Here is a 14,275-nt window from a genome sequence, read left to right on the forward strand (position 1 = left end):
GCCATGCCCCGCCCCGATGCAACGTCCCGCTCCGATGCCACCCCCCGTCCCGCGCCGGTGCTGTACCGCAATGGTTCGGTTTACACGGCAGCGGATCCCTTCGCAACCGCCATGCTGGTGGACGGTGACACCGTTGCCTGGGTTGGCTCAGAGCAGGCCGCATCCTCCATCGCGGACAGTTCCATGGACATCATCGACCTCCGCGGCGCCCTGGTGGCACCGGGATTCGTCGACTCCCACATCCACCTGACCGAAACCGGAATCGCGCTGGACTCGCTGCAATTGGGGACGGCCACCTCGGCCAGGGCGCTGCTGGATGCCGTCGCGTCGGCTGGCGGGGAAGGGCCCGTGCTCGGCCATGGCTGGGACGAGTCCATCTGGGCTGATCCCGCCCTGCCCAGTGCCGAGGAACTGGAGCGGGCGTCCGGCGGCCGGCCGGTCTACCTTTCCAGGGTGGACGTCCACTCGGCCTTGGTGTCGACGTCGCTGGTACAGTCGGCGGAGCTTCGCGGCAAGGACGGGTACGACGGCGGTGCCCGGGTCATGCGGGCAGCCCACGACGCCGCCCGGCTGGCAACCCGGCAGCTGCCGCAGGATGCGCTGAAGCGGCACCAGGCCCGTGCACTGGCAGAGGCCGCCGCCAACGGATATGTCGCCGTTGTCGAGATGGGAGCCCCGCACATCGGAGGCGCCGAGGACGTGCGGCTTGCCGCAGCTTGGAATGAGGCCCGTCCGGGTGCGCAGCGCTTTCCCGAGGTGCTGCCGTACTGGGGCGAGCTGGTCTCGTCCGAGGCGCAGGCCCGTTCCCTTGTGGAGCAGCTTGGTGGCGGCATCCAGGGGCTGGCAGGGGACTTAAACATCGACGGATCGATCGGATCCAGGACGGCCGCCCTGCGCACTGGCTACAGCGATGCCGGCCAGGAGCGCGGCAGCCTGTACCTCAGCGCCGACCAGGCGGCAGCCCATCTTGCCGCCTGTTCCCTGGCAGGGATCCAGGGCGGCTTCCATGTGATTGGGGACGCCGGGCTGGACGCTGCGCTGGAGGCACTGGACCTGGCAGCCAAAGAGGTGGGCGAGCAGCGGGTGAGGGCCGCGGGCCACCGCTTTGAGCATGTGGAGATGGCTGACGCCGCGGCTGTGGCCAAGCTGGCCCACTACTCCGTGACCGTCAGCGCCCAACCCTCCTTCGATGCGGCATGGGGCGGAGCCGGCGCCTTATACGAGCGGAGGCTGGGGGAGCGGAGCCGGTCGATGAACCCCTTCGCCGCTTTCTACTCCGCCGGAGTTCCTGTCTGCTTCGGCAGCGACAGCCCTGTCACGCCGCTACGTCCCTGGTCCAGCGTGCGCGCCTGCGTGGAACATAACAACCCGGAGCAGCGCATTTCCGCACGGGCAGCCTTCCTGGGCCACACGCGTGCCGGCTGGAGGGCCGCACGCCACACCAACCCCATGGCCGGACAGCTTGTTCCCGGGTCGCCGGCCAGTTTCGCCGTGTGGGAGGTGGAGGAATTGATGGTCCAGGTGGCTGCCGGCAGGGTGCAGTCATGGAGCACCGATCCGCGGGCCAGGACCCCGCTGCTGCCGGCACTGGACACGGGCTCCGATCCGGTATGCCTGCAAACCGTAAAAGACGGTGCCGAACTCTTCGCCAGCCCGGCCCTGCGTTCCTGACGCAGCAGTCCTCCGCCCTATAATGGGTAGTTGCGCCCGCCGCCGGCAAGGCCCGGCATCAGGTGCTCCGACCACCTCCACCAGGAAAGGCCCTTTGTGCGCGTCCTTACGATCATTCCCACCTACAACGAACTGGAATCGCTGCCCAAGACGCTCCAGCGCCTTCGGAAGGCCGTTCCGGCGTCGGACGTGCTGGTGGTTGATGACAACAGCCCCGACGGCACCGGCCAACTTGCCGACGGATTCGCCGCCGAGGACTCCCAGGTCCACGTCCTGCACCGCAAGGGCAAGGAAGGCCTGGGCGCCGCCTACATCGCCGGCTTCAAGTGGGGCCTGGACGCCGGCTACGACGTCCTCGTCGAGATGGACGCCGACGGCTCGCACCAGCCCGAACAGCTTCCCCAACTGCTCGAAGCCGTGGATCAGGGCGCAGACCTGGCCATGGGCTCGCGCTGGGTTCCCGGCGGCAGCGTGGTCAACTGGCCGCTGTACCGCCAGGCGATCTCCAGGATCGGCAGCACCTACGCCCGGCTGATGCTCGGCCTGCGGATCAAGGACGTCACCGGCGGCTACCGGGCATTCCGCAGGACCACCCTGGAAAAGCTCAACCTGGACCAGGTTGACTCGGTGGGCTACGGCTTCCAGGTGGACCTGGCATGGCGCGTGGCCAAACTGGGGCTCCGCATCGAAGAACGCCCCATCACCTTCGTGGAGCGCGAACTCGGCGCCTCAAAGATGAGCGGCAACATCGTGATCGAGGCAATGGTCAACGTCACCCGCTGGGGACTGGCAGCCCGCTGGAACACCCTGACAGGCAAGCTGAAGAACAAGCAGGCGTAGTCTTCCTTTCCGGAGCCGACGGCATCCGCGGAAACAGAAGAAGGGGGCGGCCCCGCACGAGAGTGCGGGGCCGCCCCCTTCTTTGGGACTAACCTTATGCCGAGCGGCGTTCTCCGCGGCGTTCGCGCAGGATGGTCAGGCGGTCCTCGAGGATCTGTTCGAGTTCAGGAAGCGAGCGGCGTTCCAGCAGCATGTCCCAGTGCGTGCGGACTGCCTTGTCATTGCTGGTGTCCGGCTTCTCGCCGTCAACCAGGAGCGCTTCCTTGCCGGTCTTGGAGACCCACACCGGAGGAATTTCCGCCTCGGAGGAGAACGTGACGAAGACCTGCTCGCCATCTGCGCAACGGTACTCGACCCGCTGGCGCGGAGCCGGCTCGACTCCGGACTCGGTCTCCATGCTCTGCGCACCAAGGCGCATGCCCCGCAGGCTGCGATCGCTCATGTTTTCTCCCTCTGTCGGTTCGCGGTTGAAATCTCCGCGTTGGCCGGTGGCAACATTGCACCGCCGGACTTCTGTGTGCATTGTGCTGCTTCATTAGATTCAACGCATTGCGAAGCTTGGTTGTTCCAGCTGGTAGTCTCCTGCCGGACAAATACCCAATTATACGCGCGTTATCCCGCCTGAACCAAAACTGGGAGGGTTCCGTGGCCGGCCACGGAACCCTCCCAGCGTTCTTTGATTACCTAGGGCTGGCTGCGCTCACCCTGCACATCGTCGAAAAGCCCGCCGGCAGCGGGGGTTTCCGCACCGGCGCCGCCGAGGGCGTTGCCGATACCCTTCAGGGCTTCGCCAACTTCACTCGGGATGATCCACAGTTTGTTGGCGGAACCCTCGGCCAGCTTGGGCAGGGTCTGAAGGTACTGGTAGGCCAGGAGTTTCTGGTCCGGGTTGCCCTTGTGGATGGCGTCGAAGACCTTCTGGATTGCCTGCGACTCACCGTCCGCACGGAGGATGGCTGCCTTGGCCTCGCCCTCGGCCTTGAGGATGGCGGCCTGCCGCTGGCCCTCGGCGGTGAGGATTGCTGACTGCTTGGTTCCTTCGGCGGTGAGGATGGCTGCACGGCGGTCGCGTTCGGCGCGCATCTGCTTCTCCATGGAATCCTGGATGGAGTGGGGCGGATCGATGGCCTTCAGCTCTACCCGGGAGACGCGGATGCCCCAACGGCCCGTGGCCTCATCGAGGACCCCGCGAAGCTGTCCGTTGATCTGGTCGCGGGAGGTGAGGGCTTCCTCCAGGTTCAGTCCACCCACCACGTTGCGGAGGGTGGTGGTGGTGAGCTGCTCCACGGCCTGGATGTAGTTGGCGATTTCGTAAGTGGCTGCCCGCGGGTCCGTGACCTGGAAGTAGACCACGGTGTCGATGGAGACCACCAGGTTGTCCTCGGTGATGACCGGTTGCGGCGGAAAGGACACCACCTGTTCACGCAGGTCCAGAAGCGGCAGCAGCCGGTCCACGAACGGGATGAGGATCGTCAGGCCGGGGTTGAGCGTCCGCTGGTACTTGCCAAGCCGTTCAACGACGCCGGCACGGGCCTGCGGAATGATCCGGACGGACCGGACCAAAACTATGATGACAAAGACGATCAGAACCACCAGCACGATGGCCAGTGCGGTTCCGCCTGCGTTTTCCATACAACTCCTTGTTCCCCAATTGTCAGGCTGTATCTGGACCGGTGGCCGCCGGGGGCGGTACCGAAACCACTGCTGTTGCGCCATCGATGGCTGCCACTACCACCTTCTGGCCCGCGGGAAGGATCCCCGCGGCGGAGCGGGCGCTCCAAATATCGCCGCCGATTTTCACCAGGCCGCCGTCGGAGGTCACGGCCTCCATCACTATGGCCGGCTCACCGATCAGCCGGTCCACGTTGGTCCGTTGCTCGGCCGGGCCCTTCTTCAGGTGTGCGAGAGCCACCGGCCGGACAAAGGCCACCATGAGCAGGGACACCACGCAGAAAACCACTACCTGGAGCCAAGGTTCTGCGCCGGCGAAGTCGGCTACCAGTGCGGCGATCGATCCGCCGCCGAGCATGATGAAAAACAAGTCAAGGGTGATCATCTCGACCACTGCAAACGCCAGGAAAGCCGTGAGCCACAATGCCCACCAGTTTTCGCCAAGCCACTCGAACATCCTTGTTTCCCCCTTCGCCACGGGGGAGCCGCATCCGCGGGCCCGCCAGCAACTGTCCTTTCATCGTAGTCCGCGGACCTGCCCCGCGGGCCCGTTCACGCCGGCTGCGGGGGATAGTGGCCAAGTCGTTACGGGGCCGCGTTGCGCTTGGGCGTGAACACGAAGAGCCGGAACTTTGCGTCGGCTGTTACCGGCTCCCGGGAGTCTTCGAGCCGGGCGGCGATCTGCCCCAGGTCCAGGTGGTGCCCGGCCGGTCCCATGAAGGCCAGGTCGGCGGCGGCGGTACGCGTCAGCTCCAGCGGGATGTCGACGTCGAGGGTGGTGTCAAGTTCGAAATGTTCCGCCATCGCCCCGGCCAGGCGCTCGTCCTTGCCCTCTTCGATACCAAGCATCCCGGTAACGGCGGCGATATCCGCAAGGTGCCCGGTTCGCGGTGTCACCACCACCAGCACGCCTTTGGGGCGAAGGACCCGGGCAAATTCGGCCGGGTTCCGCGGGGCGAAGACCACCGTGACGGCGTCGACCGAATTCTCCGCAACCGGCAGCGGCCGCCAGATGTCCCAGACCAGGTTCACGGCCTCCGGATTGAGCCGTGCAGCCCGGCGAAGGGCAAATTTGGAAATGTCCAGGCCGATTGCGGATACCTGCCGCCCCCCGGCCGCTGCGGCGTCGAGGATCCCGCGCAGATAGTGTCCGGTGCCGGTCCCCGAGTCCAGCACCACTGCACCTTTCTGGGGCAGGTGGGGCACGACGGCGGCGGCCACGGCCTGCGCCAGCGGAAGGTAGGTGCCGTTCCCCAGGAAGTTGAAGCGTGACGCCACCATCGCGGCACTGTCCGGCTCGAAGGGGCTGCCCTTGCCCACCAGGAGATTGAAATAGCCCTGCCGGGCGGCGTCGAAACTGTGGCCGTTTGGGCAAAGCAGGCGGGGCTGGCGCGCAGCCGTCGCGGCGAGGTGTTCCAGCGGATGTGAGCAGACAGGGCAGAGGAGGGGGAAATCCGCGGAAGGCATGGGAACCATTTTAGGGCGGCCGGACTTCCCGCCCCTGTCTGCTGTCACTGCCTCCGGGGAACAGCGAAGGTCAGCCGAGCGATATGCCGGCCGGCCCGTCGTCGAACCCCAGCCCTTCCCTCGCCTTATTGATGCCGGCGTCGGCCCAGTGCGCTGCATATTCGGCATTGCTGCTCAGCGACCGGAGCTGGGCGCGGTCCAGGTACAGGATGCCGTTGAGGTGGTCCGTCTCGTGCTGGACGATCCGTGCCTGCCACCCGGAGAACTCCCGCCGCTCCGCCGCGCCGTCGGGCGTCAGGTACTCCAGGAGCACGGCGTCGGGCCGCGCCACCACCGCCTGGAGCCCGTTGACGGAAAGGCAGCCCTCATAAAACGGGGCAAGTCCGGACCCCAGCGGCGTGTACCGGGGGTTGAGGATGGCCAGGAACTCCAGCGGCCTCCGGTTCCGCAACGCTGCGGCGTCCGGGTCGACGTCGAACTGGTCTTCCACCACGGCGAGCTGCAGGGGGATGCCCAGTTGCGGGGCGGCCAGGCCCACGCCAGGGGCCTCATGCATGACCTGCCGCATGACCTCGATCAGGCGGGCCAGCTCGTCTGCGGAGAGCTGGCCGTCGAACGCGGCGGCACGCTGGCGGAGCGCTGGGTGGCCGGCCTGGACGATGGGCGGGAGGGACCCGGCGGACAGGATGCGCTCAACAATCTCACGGATTTCGCCGGCGCCGGCGGTTGTTGGGGGAACAGTCTGGGTCATGGGGACAGCCTACTGGCGGATAGGTTCAGGACCCTTGAGCTAGGGTCTACTGCATGGCTGATGACTCTTTACCCCCGGCATCCCCGAAGGAGCACGTCCTGGAATTCATCCGGCTCCTTGAGGCGGGCGGGGGAGCGGAGGACATCCGGCCCTTCCTGTCGGAATCATTCGTATTGACGGAGGCTCCGCATCTCCTGGCCCCTGAAGGTTCCACCCGGACATTGGCGGAAGTGCTCACCGGCGCGGACCAGAGCCGCGGGCTGGTGAAGGACCAGCAGTTCATCATCCGGCGGACCACCTGCCAGGGCGGCCGGGTGGTGGTGGAAGCAGACTGGTCGGCGACGGTGCTGATGGATCTGCGGTACTGGGACCGTGGCGAAACCATCCGGGCCAGGACGTCCTCGGTGTTCGAGGTGCGCGACGGTGCCATCGTGAGCCAGGACAGTTACGACTGCTATTACCGGTAGCCCTGCAACTGCAGGTCTGGACGTCAGGCTATTAAGTTATCTGTTGCATGGTGAAGCGCCTGGCCGCCCACTGGTTCACCCTGGGAATGGCAGCGGCAGCGCCGATCGCGCCAGTGCGGACCCGAAGGAGCGGCCGGGACAGCGGCCTGCCCAGCATCATGTTGATTTCGGCCTGCCGGCGGGATGCGGCGGCAGCCCGGCGCCGGTTCTTCTCGAACTCCCGGACCCTCCTCCCCGTGGATTCACCCGCCAGCGCGGCACAGATCAGGGGGACCAGCTCCGCAGCGTCCAGCCAACCCAGGTTCATGCCCTGCCCGCCAATGGGGCTGATCTCATGGGCCGCGTCCCCCAGGAGCACAGTCCGCCCAGTCACCATCCGCCGGGCCGTCACCGCCCGGACGCTGAACGCGCTCAGCATGGAGTTCGTAGCTGAATCAGGCAGGAAGCCGGTCCGGCTGTGCACCAGTTCCGCCAGCTCCCGGGGTCCTGCTTCAGGCTGGGCGGGCCGGTCCAGCCGCACCACCCAGCGCCGCACCCGGCCGGGCAGTGGAAAGGACTCGACGATCCCTTCCGGTTCGAGGAACAGGACGGCCTTGTCCCCGTAGCCGCTGCCGTCGTCGAAATCCCCCATGAGGTAGTGGTCGGGATACGCCTTGCGGACCACCGGGACGCCCAGCGCGCCGCGAAGCAGTGACCGGGCTCCGTCTGCCGCCACCAGCAATGCGCCGGTGGCGCTGCTGCCGTGGCTGCTTGGGATCGTGGCACCCGGGCTGGCCTGGACCGTGGCAGTGACCTTGTCGCCGTCGTCCCGGATTGCGGTGACGTTGGCACCCCTGACCAGTGCCCCGGGGTCCAGCGCGCGGACCCGGTCCTCCAGGAGTTCCTCGGTCCTGAACTGCGGCAGGGCAAGGACAAAGGGATAGTGGTCCGAGACGGCGTCGAACGCCATGGTTCCCACTGTTCTCCCGCCGCTGACCGCCATGCCCGTCCTGATGCGGACGCCTTCCTGGACCAGGCTGGACGCAACCTGGATTCCGGCCAGTGCCTCCAGCGCCGGAGGGTGGATGCCGATGGCGCGGGTATGCCGGTTCCGTGACTCCCGCTGTTCAAGAACCTTTACCCTTACGCCTTCCTGCAGGAGCGCGGCAGCCAGGTACAGGCCCACGGGACCGCCGCCGGCGATCAGGACATCGGCGTCCACGTCAGCCCCGCCGGTACGTGATGACCTGGTGGAAGGCCGACGAGCGCTCCACGGACCAGCCCGGGGGAGCGGCGGCCGCCAACTCGGCCGGCGTGTAGCTGCGCCGGATGGAGGTGAGGCCGTCCTCCCGGATGAAGGACTGCCGGAACGGCAGGGCGGCCAGGCCGAAGAGGGCAAATGCGGCCGGGCTGCGGACCAGGTCGTTGTGCAGTACCTTCCCGGTTGCCAGGATTTCGGAGTCCGCCAGGAGTCCCCGGAGCTCCTCCGGTGTCAGATGGTGCAGCACATGATTGGAGATGACGACGTCGAACCGGGCACCTTCGCTGACCAGGTCACTGCTGTGCGCCTTGCGGAATTCGACGCCGGCCATGGAGGGGCGCTGCCGGGCGAAACGGTCTGCGCGGGGATCGGGATCGATGCCCGTGATGTGCATCGCCTTGCCGTCCCGCGCCGCCCAGCGGGCCAGCATCACGGCGAGATCGCCGCCGCCGGATCCCATGTCCAGCACCGTCAAGGGGTACGGGTGGGGCGTAATGATGGGTCGAAGCTCCTTGACGTAGAGTTTCCGCCAGCCGGACAGCACCCTGTTGATGACACCAAACTGCCGGTACGTGTTGTCCAGCAGGCGGGCATCACAGTCCGGCCGGTCCATCTGCTCGACGTCCATGGTGGCTCGTTGGCGCAGCAGGATTCCCATTTGGACAGCCCCGTCAGGCTACGGGCGCTTCGGCGGCCGTCCGGTTTTGGAACACCCTCAGGTCAGCCTCTGCGGCCTTATCCTCCCCATGCAGGGTTTGGCCGCCAGTTGCTTGCCGGAGCTTGGTGAACAGGCCGGTTTCCACGGTCAGGCCGGGACCAAAGGCCATGGAGCAGATGCGCTCGTCCCCGGCAGCACCTTCCTGGAGGGGTTGTTCCAGGATGTGCTTGAGGACGAAGAGGACCGTGGCGCTGCTCATGTTGCCGTAGCTGCGCAGGATCTCCCGTGCAGGGACAAGCTGCGCATCGCTGAGGCCAAGCCTTGACTGCACCTTGTCCAGGATGCTGCGGCCGCCGGGATGGATGGCCCAGTGGGGGATCGCCGTGTAGGGGAGTGCTGCCAGTTCCGGTTCCGTTTCCAGAAGGGGCTCCAGCGCGCCGACAATGTGGTCATCGATGATGTGCGGAACGTAGTTTCCAAGAACCATCTCGAAGCCGTTGTCGCCGATGTTCCACGCCATGGAATCCTCACCGACAGGCGTCAGGACCGTCTCGAAGTGGTCGAGCTTCATCAGCGCGGTTTCGTCGGTGCCTTGGCGGGCAGTCACGACGGCGGCTGCGGCACCATCGGCGAACAGTGCCGAGCCCATGATGGTGTCCGGGTCGTTGGATGTGCGGACGTGGAGGGAGCACAGTTCGGCGCAGACAACCAGGACGACGGCGTTGGGGTCCGCCTCGCAGAAAAGTTTCGCTGCGCGGAGCGCGGGAAAGGCCGCGTAGCAGCCCATGAAGCCCAGGTGGTAGCGCTGGACTGCCGGGTTCAGGCCAAGTTCGCGGACCAGCTTGTAGTCGGGGCCAGGGTTGAAGAAACCGGTGCAGGAGACTGTCACGAGGTGAGTTATGTCAAGTAAATCGAGTTCCGGGGCCGCTTGCAGGGCAGCGCGGGCGGCTTCCACGAACAGTTTTGTGGCCTCGCGGGCAAAGATATCGTTGCGCACTTTGGTGCTGGGATTCAGCAGCAGCCCGGTTTCCTGGTCGTAGAACTGCGGGTTTTCCGAACGGGACGCGTTGGTGAGTTCCTGCACGGCCGTGAACCTCGTCTCGATGGCTGCACCATCGAAACACGTATTGACCAGCCGTGAACCCAAACGGGACAGGCCCGGCTGGGCCGCAAACACATCACGGGCTTCGGACTGGATCAGCTTTGTCCCCGGAACTGCTGTTTCAAGTGAGCGCACATAGACCGTCATTGATTCATTCTTGACGGGCACCAGAATAAAGACAATGGGGTTTGCGGCTTTGACCAGCGCTTTTGCCCCGGCGTTTCAGAGTCGCCAGTGCGCTGGTTGCGACTCCAACCCCGGCCTAGCCGAAGGCGCCGATAATCTACATTATGTCAAGTAGTACTCTGCGTATTGCATCAGATGAATCAATTCGCCCCAATGCCCTGGAGCCTCACGGAATTGATGGGCAGCCCGGAATTCCGCGGATTTTCCGGGGGCCGTGCTCATGATTCTCGCCTTCGAGGCTGCCGCTTCTGGGCAGTGGAGTCTGGGCGTGACGTTGATTGACGGGCCTCTGAACTGCGGTTTTGTGCTGATGATGCATTTAATGAATCATTGATTCAGGTATTGAATGTTTCTTGAGGCCGATTTGGGGGCAAGCTGTGGCAGTTGATGGGTCCGGGCGCGTGCTGCAGCTAGGTTCTGTTTCTCTGCTGCATCCCGAGGAACAAACGCTGGAGGACATGTTCACGGGCTGGCGTAACCAGCAGCTCTCCCGGAACCTGCAGTTCGACACAATTGATAAGGGCATCGGGTGTGTCCGCAGGTTCGTGGACCATGTGAACGAGTTCCCCTGGAACTGGGCTCCTGAGCATGTCGAGGAGTATTTCGGGGATCTGCGCTCGATCCATCAGCTGAAGCACTCCACCATTCGTGGTTACCAGTCCACCCTTCGCCGTTTTTCGTCTTACGTGTCGAACCCGGACTATGGCTGGGACAGGGTCTGTGAGCAGCGCTTCGGGACGCACCCGTCCCAGGTCTTCTTTGACTGGAACACCGCTTCACACTCCCAGGAGTACGAAGGGCGCCCTGCCAAGCGGCCCTTCACCAAGGCCGAACTGCAGAAGCTGTTTGACTATGCTGACGACCAGGTCGAACTGATCGCAGCCTCGGGCAAAAAGGGCTGGAAGGCGGCCTACCGGGACGCCGTCATGCTCAAGGTGACCTACTCGTACGGGCTCAGGTTCAACGAGCTCCGGCACCTGCAAACCGTTGACTTCGCGACCAACCCGCAGGCGCGCAGGTTCGGGAAAGCCGGTGTCTGCAAGGTCCGCTTTGGCAAGTCACGCAAGGGCTCCCCCCACAAACCCCGCAGCGTCCTGACGGTCTTCGATTGGACCGCCGGTGTCATCGAGGATTGGCTCGCCAACGGGCGCGGCACGCTTGAAACCCTGGACCTGTTCCCCAGTGAACGCGGCGGCCTGATCTGCGAATCCACTCTGCTGCGCCGCCTCCGGCGATACCTCGCCGAGCTGGGAATGCCGATGGAGGGCCTGGACCTGCATTCCCTGCGCCGCTCCTATGCAACGCACCTGCTGGAGGACGGGTGGGATCCTAGATTCGTGCAATATCAAATGGGCCACGAACATGCCTCCACCACCGGGATCTATCAGTTCGTCAGCGACGACTTCCGGAACTCCACCCTGCGGGCTGCCTTGGACCGCACCATGGACGAAGTCCTGGGCGTGCAGATGAGAGGCCAGTGGTGAGGCGCGAAGTCGAATACAAATGGCGTCTCTCCGAGCTCATGGCGGCAAGGGGTCTCCACAACACCACCGATCTCATCCCTTTACTGGCCGAGCGCGGCATCACCTTGTCCCGGCCACAGGTCTACCGGCTCGTCAACCAGAAACCCGAACGCGTCGCACTGCAGGTCATCGCCGCGATCTGTGACATCTTCTCCTGCGGGCCCGAGGACCTCATCACCGTCACAGCAGCTGACGCCCGAGCGCGCAAAACAGGCACCAACGCCCCGAACGTCGTCGACCTGAACCGCACCGTCCGCCCGCGCCGGGCACGCATCATCGACGATGCCGACTGACAAGCCCCAAGGCCTTAGCCCCCGTAACACCAGCCGCGGCCGGCCACGCACCACCGGGACCGCCACCTGCGCACGCTGCGGCCGCAACGCCGGCCGAACCCGGGCCACCTGGCCCGAAGGACGAATCTGTGGCCCCTGTTTCACCGCCGCGACCCGAACCCACGGGACGTGCCCGGACTGCGGCCAGCATCGGCTGCTACCCGGACCGCCGGACATGAGCGGAGGGCCCCGGTGCGCACCCTGCGCCGGAATCCTCCACGACTTCCACTGCACCCGCTGCAACGGTGAAGGTGAGTTCTACCGGCGCGGCATCTGCGCCCGCTGCGCCCTCCGGGAAGACCTCAACCGGCTACTGCTGACAGACTCTTCCGACCCAGAAGCAGCCAGCAGAATCGTCGATGTCCTCTGCAAGGCAGACCGGCCCGAAAGCATCATCACCTGGAAGCGCTCCCCCAAAGTCCAAGCCCTCCTCGCCGCTCTATCCCGTGGCGAGACGCCGCTGACGCACGAAGGACTCGATGCCGCGGCTGAATCAGCGAACCGCGAAGCCAATCACCTGCGCGCTCTGTTCATACATCACAACCTCCTCCCCCACCAAGACCCGTATCTGGCCCGGTTCGAGACCTGGATCGACGACAAGCTCCGCGACTTGCCCGAGGAAATCGCCAAACCCGTCGCACAATTCGCCACCTGGCACCACCTCCGGCGCATACGGTCCATCACAACACCCGAGAAGAGCGCTCAAGCCCCGGTGCACTCGGCGAAACAGGAGATTACCGAAACCATCAAGTTCCTGGACTGGCTCTGGGACACCCACCAAGGGACAGCGGCGAGCTGCACCCAACAAGACATCGAAACTTGGCTTGCCACCGGCCCCACGACCAGAAAAGCCATCCGCACCTTCATCGTCTTCATCAAGAACACCGGGACTAACCACCGCGTCGAAATGGGCCACTACACGGCCAAAAGCCGCCCCGCGATCACCCAGGAACAGCGCGTGGCCTGGCTGCGGGAACTGCTCACCGGCACCAACGAATCCCTGCCCTACCGAATCGCCGGGATTCTGCTCCTTCTCTACGCCCAACCGCTCGTGCGGGTAGCGAAACTCCGGGCCGACGCAATCGAACCCAACGAAACCACCGGCAACGTCAGGATCACCTTCGGCATGCACCCGGTGCCTGTTCCTCAGCCCTTCACCGACTTGCTACGGGAACACCTTCAAAATCGTCCGAACCTGAGGACAGGATCAGACACCCAAAGCCCCTGGCTCTTCCCCGGAACCCGCGCCGGGCAGCCCCTTCACCCGAACACGATCATGGACAGACTCCGCAGCCTGGGCATCGACTTGCGCGGCGCACGAAACAGCGCCTTCGACGAACACCTATTAGTCTCGCCACCGCCAATCGTCGCCGACGCACTCGGATACAGCCACCAAATCGCATTCCTCCACGCCGACGCAGCAGGCGACGCCTGGTCCCGCTATGTAAACCTGCGAAGTGGACTTTGACGGCGGCATGCTCCTATGAACCTGGTAACTCGGAGCTCGCCAGGGAAGTAGGCGGTACTCTCATTTCATCTCAGCCGCTTATTGGAAAGCCTGTGAGGAAACATGCACGCGAGAATGGCCAATCAAACGGGCGACCTTTTTGACCCGCTGACAATCATCATCATTGCCGCAGTCGGCATGGCGATAGTCATCAGCGCAGGAATTGTTTGGTTCATCCGCTCTCGTCGGAAATAGGCACCCAACCCGGGCCGGCCAGCCCGGTTTCTGCTGCCAAGGCAGGGTCTAAGTGTTTGCTGTGAGGAGGGAGAAAAGGATCGTCACTGCACCAATGACAACGAAGACAACTCCACCAATCAGATAAAGGGCCGGTCGGATCACCGTAGCGGTGGACTCTCCAAGCTCACCGAAACGCCGGAAGTATGCGGCGGCCCAGTGCGCCATTCGTTCACGCTTCCATATGGAAAGCGAACCGACAAACAGTAGAACGAGCCCCATGCTCACAGAGGTGGTCATGGATCAATCTCCCACGAGGCTTAGGTGGCTTCAAGGGCCGAGAACAACTAACGCTGCGTACGCACCCTTACAGTCGTCGTTGACTGCCACGCCGCAGGATCGGATTAGATCCAGTCGGCAGCCCACGGCCGGTAATACGCCCACATGCAATCCGCAGGGATGCCAGTAGAACAATGGTTATTGCACCTGAGGCACGATCATCCCTCCTCCACCCAGCACCCGCGAGGCCAGCAAGCCCGAAGGTTTCTTTGCCGCCCGCCGAACTCTAGAGAGCCAGTCAGCATCCCGCAGCTCGAGTGAAGCAGGGTCAATAACAACTTGATGCAGCGGTGTGCACGTACGATGCCTTCAGCACTGGCGGCGGTTGGCCTGGGGATCAGTGCCCG

General features: G+C 64.7%; 15 protein-coding genes. 6 read left to right on the plus strand and 9 right to left on the minus strand.

Annotation, left to right across the window (positions count from 1 at the left end; all coding sequences use genetic code 11):
• Window positions 1-3 precede the first annotated feature (3 nt).
• Window positions 4-1,671, plus strand: a complete 1,668-nt coding sequence (locus tag FBY33_RS15215; RefSeq protein ID WP_142031273.1) for an amidohydrolase — start codon at window positions 4-6, stop codon at window positions 1,669-1,671.
• 96 nt (window positions 1,672-1,767) lie between these two features.
• Entirely contained in the window at window positions 1,768-2,511 is a 744-nt protein-coding gene (locus FBY33_RS15220) for a polyprenol monophosphomannose synthase (RefSeq protein WP_142031274.1), read from the plus strand.
• 94 nt (window positions 2,512-2,605) lie between these two features.
• Here the strand turns inward: FBY33_RS15220 and FBY33_RS15225 are convergent, their stop codons facing one another.
• From FBY33_RS15225 to FBY33_RS15245, 5 genes are all read right to left on the minus strand, one after another.
• On the minus strand, window positions 2,606-2,953 hold the full coding sequence (locus FBY33_RS15225) for an RNA polymerase-binding protein RbpA (RefSeq protein ID WP_026266052.1): 348 nt from the start codon (window positions 2,951-2,953) through the stop codon (window positions 2,606-2,608).
• 242 nt (window positions 2,954-3,195) lie between these two features.
• Window positions 3,196-4,143, minus strand: coding sequence for an SPFH domain-containing protein (locus FBY33_RS15230; protein ID WP_142031275.1), 948 nt, complete (start codon window positions 4,141-4,143; stop codon window positions 3,196-3,198).
• A 22-nt stretch (window positions 4,144-4,165) separates the two neighbouring features.
• Complete coding sequence (locus FBY33_RS15235) at window positions 4,166-4,639, minus strand: NfeD family protein (protein WP_142031276.1); 474 nt, start codon at window positions 4,637-4,639, stop codon at window positions 4,166-4,168.
• A 128-nt stretch (window positions 4,640-4,767) separates the two neighbouring features.
• Window positions 4,768-5,649, minus strand: coding sequence for a putative RNA methyltransferase (locus FBY33_RS15240; RefSeq protein ID WP_142031277.1), 882 nt, complete (start codon window positions 5,647-5,649; stop codon window positions 4,768-4,770).
• A gap of 70 nt (window positions 5,650-5,719) precedes the next feature.
• Window positions 5,720-6,400 (minus strand): peptide deformylase, encoded by a 681-nt coding sequence (locus FBY33_RS15245; RefSeq protein ID WP_142031278.1) that lies wholly within the window; start codon window positions 6,398-6,400, stop codon window positions 5,720-5,722.
• Between the two features lie 53 nt (window positions 6,401-6,453).
• Here FBY33_RS15245 and FBY33_RS15250 point away from each other — a divergent pair, with 53 nt between their 5' ends.
• Window positions 6,454-6,867 carry a nuclear transport factor 2 family protein gene (locus FBY33_RS15250; protein ID WP_142031279.1) on the plus strand — a complete coding sequence of 138 codons (414 nt, stop codon included), beginning with the start codon at window positions 6,454-6,456 and terminating at the stop codon, window positions 6,865-6,867.
• Window positions 6,868-6,898: 31 nt separating this feature from the next.
• On the opposite strand, the gene FBY33_RS15255 is transcribed toward FBY33_RS15250, so the two are convergent.
• The 3 genes from FBY33_RS15255 to FBY33_RS15265 are packed head-to-tail and all read right to left on the minus strand — an operon-like array spanning window position 6,899 to window position 10,014.
• Window positions 6,899-8,068 carry an FAD-dependent oxidoreductase gene (locus FBY33_RS15255; RefSeq protein WP_142031280.1) on the minus strand — a complete coding sequence of 390 codons (1,170 nt, stop codon included), beginning with the start codon at window positions 8,066-8,068 and terminating at the stop codon, window positions 6,899-6,901.
• A 1-nt stretch (window position 8,069) separates the two neighbouring features.
• Window positions 8,070-8,765 (minus strand): methyltransferase domain-containing protein, encoded by a 696-nt coding sequence (locus FBY33_RS15260; RefSeq protein ID WP_142031281.1) that lies wholly within the window; start codon window positions 8,763-8,765, stop codon window positions 8,070-8,072.
• 13 nt (window positions 8,766-8,778) lie between these two features.
• Window positions 8,779-10,014 (minus strand): type III polyketide synthase, encoded by a 1,236-nt coding sequence (locus FBY33_RS15265; RefSeq protein ID WP_142031282.1) that lies wholly within the window; start codon window positions 10,012-10,014, stop codon window positions 8,779-8,781.
• A 416-nt stretch (window positions 10,015-10,430) separates the two neighbouring features.
• Between FBY33_RS15265 and FBY33_RS15270 the strand changes: the two genes are divergently transcribed.
• From FBY33_RS15270 to FBY33_RS15280, 3 genes are all read left to right on the plus strand, one after another.
• Window positions 10,431-11,537 carry a tyrosine-type recombinase/integrase gene (locus FBY33_RS15270; protein WP_142031283.1) on the plus strand — a complete coding sequence of 369 codons (1,107 nt, stop codon included), beginning with the start codon at window positions 10,431-10,433 and terminating at the stop codon, window positions 11,535-11,537.
• The gene (locus tag FBY33_RS15275; protein WP_235010590.1) at window positions 11,531-11,869 is read left to right on the plus strand and encodes a helix-turn-helix domain-containing protein; all 339 of its coding nucleotides are present in this window, start codon (window positions 11,531-11,533) and stop codon (window positions 11,867-11,869) included. Before FBY33_RS15270 ends, FBY33_RS15275 begins: the two co-directional genes overlap by 7 nt.
• Before the next feature lie 214 nt (window positions 11,870-12,083).
• Window positions 12,084-13,376 (plus strand): recombinase XerD, encoded by a 1,293-nt coding sequence (locus FBY33_RS15280; RefSeq protein WP_235010591.1) that lies wholly within the window; start codon window positions 12,084-12,086, stop codon window positions 13,374-13,376.
• Between the two features lie 282 nt (window positions 13,377-13,658).
• Here the strand turns inward: FBY33_RS15280 and FBY33_RS15285 are convergent, their stop codons facing one another.
• Window positions 13,659-13,889 carry a hypothetical protein gene (locus FBY33_RS15285; RefSeq protein ID WP_142031285.1) on the minus strand — a complete coding sequence of 77 codons (231 nt, stop codon included), beginning with the start codon at window positions 13,887-13,889 and terminating at the stop codon, window positions 13,659-13,661.
• Window positions 13,890-14,275 lie beyond the last annotated feature (386 nt).

It is taken from the genome of Arthrobacter sp. SLBN-112, from assembly GCF_006715225.1.
GTDB lineage: Bacteria > Actinomycetota > Actinomycetes > Actinomycetales > Micrococcaceae > Arthrobacter.